Origin of the sequence: Halorubrum sp. AD140 (assembly GCF_034497445.1) — an archaeon.
Lineage (GTDB): Archaea > Halobacteriota > Halobacteria > Halobacteriales > Haloferacaceae > Halorubrum.
The window spans coordinates 1-3,909 of record NZ_JAXRUU010000117.1 but is presented as its reverse complement, the minus strand read 5'-3'; the positions used below and the strand labels follow the sequence as shown (position 1 = coordinate 3,909).

General features: G+C 71.6%; 4 protein-coding genes and 1 pseudogene. All 5 read right to left on the bottom strand.

Annotated elements, in window-relative coordinates:
- Positions 1–191, bottom strand: a pseudogene (locus U4E84_RS16380) (uridine phosphorylase); the annotation flags it as partial.
- 69 nt (positions 192–260) lie between these two features.
- Complete coding sequence (gene cdd, locus U4E84_RS16375) at positions 261–662, bottom strand: cytidine deaminase (protein WP_322533182.1); 402 nt, start codon at positions 660–662, stop codon at positions 261–263.
- A gap of 45 nt (positions 663–707) precedes the next feature.
- Positions 708–1,838, bottom strand: a complete 1,131-nt coding sequence (locus U4E84_RS16370; RefSeq protein ID WP_322533181.1) for an acyltransferase — start codon at positions 1,836–1,838, stop codon at positions 708–710.
- Positions 1,839–1,910: 72 nt separating this feature from the next.
- On the bottom strand, positions 1,911–2,501 hold the full coding sequence (locus U4E84_RS16365; protein WP_322533180.1) for a GNAT family N-acetyltransferase: 591 nt from the start codon (positions 2,499–2,501) through the stop codon (positions 1,911–1,913).
- Between the two features lie 62 nt (positions 2,502–2,563).
- Positions 2,564–3,781 (bottom strand): pyridoxal-phosphate dependent enzyme, encoded by a 1,218-nt coding sequence (locus U4E84_RS16360; protein WP_322533179.1) that lies wholly within the window; start codon positions 3,779–3,781, stop codon positions 2,564–2,566.
- Positions 3,782–3,909: the final 128 nt, after the last annotated feature.

Genomic DNA, 3,909 nt, shown 5'->3' with positions numbered 1-3,909 from the left:
TCGCGGTGGCGCGCGACCTCCTCGTGGTCGTCCCACAGCGCCGTGATCTTGTCGACGCGCTCGGGGTTGCCGGGGAGGAGCACGGCGTCGGCGACGTCCCCCGGTCCGACCTCGACGTGGTACTGAGTCTCGTCGTTCGGGTCCTCGCTGTCGCCGGCCGCGCCGGTGGAGGTGTCGCGTTCGTCGGTCATGTCCTCGACGTTCGGCGAGCCGTTTAAAAGTAGTTCCGTCTCGGTCCTTCTCCCGGCTCCTCTCCGACTTCACGCCTCCCTGGCGTCGTCGAGCGTCCCCTCGGAGATGGTGTTGGGGAGCAGCTCGCCCAGCGTGTACTCGCTCGTCTCGCCGGCGCCCTCGTCGCAGACGACGACGAGGTCGTCGGCCGCGAACTCCGCGAGCGTCTGCCGGCACATCCCGCAGGGGGTGACGCCGTCGCGGACGTCCGAGGCGACCGCGATCCGGTCGAACTCGCGGTGGCCGTTCTTCACCGCCTCCGCGAGCGCGACCTCCTCGGCGTGGAGGCTGTTGGAGTAGTTGGCGTTCTCGATGTTACAGCCGGTGTAGACGGTTCCGTCGGCGGTCCGGAGCGCGGCGCCGACGCGGTACTCGGAGTACGGGACGTGCGCGGCAGAGAGCGCATCGCGCGCGGCCTCGATCAAGTCCATGTCGGACCCGTCGGCCGACGGGGCGATAAGCGGTCGGATCGACGGTCACGACGACCGGCGGCCGAACGGACGCGTGACCCGCGCGAGGTCCGGCGGTCGCGGGAAGTGCGATCCCCCGATCTCGATCACGCCGAGTCGGTGGGCCGCTAGGTACGCGACCAGCGCGAGGAGGAACGTCGCCGGTGTGAACGCGAGGTGCCACCCGAGCGTCTCCGCGATCGGCGTGCCGTTCACGGCGAGCCCCCCAGCGATCTCCTCGAGCGCCGCCAGCACCGGCGGGTGGACGACGTACACCCCGACCGCGTACCCGCCCCAGTCGGGGAGGGGCGTCGACGCTCCCAGAGACGGTCGCGACAGCAGGAACAGGAACAGCGCGACCGCGAACGGCGCGGTGGCCAGCGTGAACGACGGCGCGTACACGCCGTCGGCGACCGACGCGCCGCCGAGCGCGTAGCCCATCGCGTACCGCTCCGCGACGTGGAGAGCGCCGAACGCGACGGCGGCGGCAAGCAGGACGCGCGAGCGGCCGTCACCGGCCCGCCACCCCCGCTCGGCCACGGCGAAGCCGGCGCTCACGTAGAAGAACCCGAAGAAGAGCCCGTCGCGGACGTCGAACGGGAGGTCGACGAGACTGGCGTACTCGGGACCGAGCAGCGCGAGGGCGTGGAGCGCGAGCGCGACCGGGAATGCCAGCCGCTCGCGGCCCGCCGCGGCGAATCCGGCGACGAGCGCCAGCGCGACGAACAGCGCCGGAACGAACCAGAGGATCTCCGAGACGGAGGTGCCGTAGTAGAGGAGGTCGACCGGCGAGAGGATCTCGGCGATCCGCCGGCCGACGCTCCGAGACGCCGACTCGCCCGCGACGGACGCCTCGACGGCGGTGCCGGAGAGGAACGCCGGCAGCGCGACGACGATCCCGAAGACGTACAGCCCGGTCAGCGACCGCGCCCGCGCCCGGAAGTAGGCGATCGGATCGGCGTCGAGCGTCTTCAGTCCGAAGAAGTACCCCGACGCCAGGAAGAAGAACGGGACGGCGACGCGAGCGGTCGACTCCAGCGCGAAGTTGAGCGCGTTCCCCGACGCGCCGAGCCCCTCGAAGGGGTTCGTGTGGATGACGACGACCAGCGCGACCGCGACGATCCGCATGGCGTCCACGCTGTGGATTCGCGATCCCATTTGGCGAGCGTACGCCGCCGCTGTGAATGTCTCTTCCGGATTCCCTCGGGTGCGGCCGGGGCGGCGATCGCGCTACCGGCCGGTGTCGTACTTGTACGTCGCCGAGTCGGGGTCGATCCCGAAGTCCTCCGGCGATTCGGTCGCGTCTGTCTCGCCGTCGCCTGCGGGCTCGGCCGTCTTGAACGCCTCGCGGAGCCGGTCCGGCATCTCGAACTCGTCGACCGGGAGCCGCAGCCCGACGACGCCGCCGCCGAGGAACTCTCGCTTCTCTTCGAGCCGGTCAGAGAGCGCGGGCGGGAGGTCGTCGGTGTCGACGCGCTCGAAGCCGAACTGCGCGAGGTACTCGGGCTGGTCGGTGAGCACGTACACCGTCTTGAACCCGTCCGCGGCCGCGGTGTCGACGAGGCGTTCGACCACGTGCGCGCCGACGCCGCGATCGCGCCACTCGGGGAGCACGCCGATCCCGGTGAGCTCGATCCGGTTCCGCGCTCCGTCGTCGCCGCGGTGGAGTCGAAGCCGGCCGAACCCGGCGCGGTCGCCCGACTCCTCGTCGACCGCGATCACGTAGTCCCGCGACCGGAAGGCGACGTCGTCGAGCCCCAGCCGCTCGATCGCGTCCAGTAACCACGCCTCGTCACGGTTCTTGGCGTCGCGGACGTACATACCCGACCGTACGCGGGGCGACGTAAAAACGGTTCCCTGAGACCCGTCGGGAACGACCGAGCCTAGATCCCCTGTCCCATCAGGTGGCTGCGCAGCACGTCCGGCGTCTTGAGCCCGGCGTCGCTGTTGATCAGGACGACCGTCTCGTCGCCGTCGAAGAAGTCGTCCTCCTTGAGCGCCCACGCGGCGGCGGGCGCGGCCCCCCCGGTGACGCCCATCTCCATCACCTCGTTTTGCGCGACCGCGACCGCGCTCGCGAGCACGTCGTCGTCGTCGACGCCGACCGCGGTCCCGCCGCTCTCCGTGACCGCCTCGATCGCGGCCGCGCCGCCTGCTGGGTCGGCGATCTCCAGTTCGCCGCAGATCGTGTCGGGCGTCTCCCACGGCTCCGGCTCGTGGAGCCCGCGCTCGACCGCCGCCGCGATCGGCGCGCAGCCCGCCGCCTGCGCGGCGACCAGCCTCGGAACCGCGTCGATCGCGCCGATCCGCTCCAGCTCGGTGAACCCCTTGTACACGCCGGCTATCACCTCGCCGGACCCGGTGGGCACGACGACGGCGTCGGGCGCCGCCTCGAGCTCCGCGACCAGCTCGAACGCGAGCGTCTTGGCGCCGTCGTGGCGGTACGGCGTCGCGAACTCGCCGAGGTCGGTGTACTCCGTCTCCAGCTGCTCGTCGACCGCCGCGGCCGCGTCCGGGAACCGCCCGCCGACCACGCGCATCTCGCCGCCGTGGACGTTCGTCATCGCCTTGTTCGAGAACGCGCAGCGCGAGGGGACGAACGCGTACGAGCGCAGGTCCGCCCGCCCCGCGTACGCCGCCATCGACTGTCCGGCGTTGCCCGGGCTCGCGCACGCGATCGGCTCGACGTCGGCCCCCTCGGCCGCCCGCGCCGCGACCGCAGTGAGCGCGACCGAGAGCCCGCGGTCGAGCACGGTGCCCGTGGGGTTCCGCCCCTCGTCTTTCACGTAGACCGCGTCGACGCCGAGCTCGTCTGCAAGCCGCTCGGTCGGAACCAGCGGGGTGGCTCCTTCGCCGGCCGAAATGGCCTCCGCCGCCGGGAACGGGAGCAGCGCGTCGAAGCGCCAGTGACCGCGCCCCGTCCCGGTCGGTCCGTCCCGCGGCGATCCTAACAGCGTCTCGGGGTCGACCGCGTCGTACTCGTAGGCTGGGTCGAGCCCGCGCGCACGCTCCTCGGCCGACACCGCCGTCGGGTCGGCCGTCTCGTGGACGCGACCCGACGCGCGACTCTCCAGCCCGCGGAACGCCGTCGTCGTCTCCATACACGGCCTTTCGTCGGTGGCGACTAATCGCTTCTCACTCGAAGCCGGATCCCGGTTGAGCTACCCATTCAGATTTTCGGTGGCGCGCGCCTGTGAGCGCCTTTTTTAAAGGCACGAACAGCGCCGCG

Excerpts from the sequence above, each read along its gene's own strand:
- U4E84_RS16365 (WP_322533180.1), bottom strand. The coding sequence starts at position 2,501 with ATGTACGTCCGCGACGCCAAGAACCGTGACGAGGCGTGGTTACTGGAC.
- U4E84_RS16370 (WP_322533181.1), bottom strand. The coding sequence starts at position 1,838 with ATGGGATCGCGAATCCACAGCGTGGACGCCATGCGGATCGTCGCGGTC.
- U4E84_RS16360 (WP_322533179.1), bottom strand. The coding sequence starts at position 3,781 with ATGGAGACGACGACGGCGTTCCGCGGGCTGGAGAGTCGCGCGTCGGGT.
- cdd (WP_322533182.1), bottom strand. The coding sequence starts at position 662 with ATGGACTTGATCGAGGCCGCGCGCGATGCGCTCTCTGCCGCGCACGTC.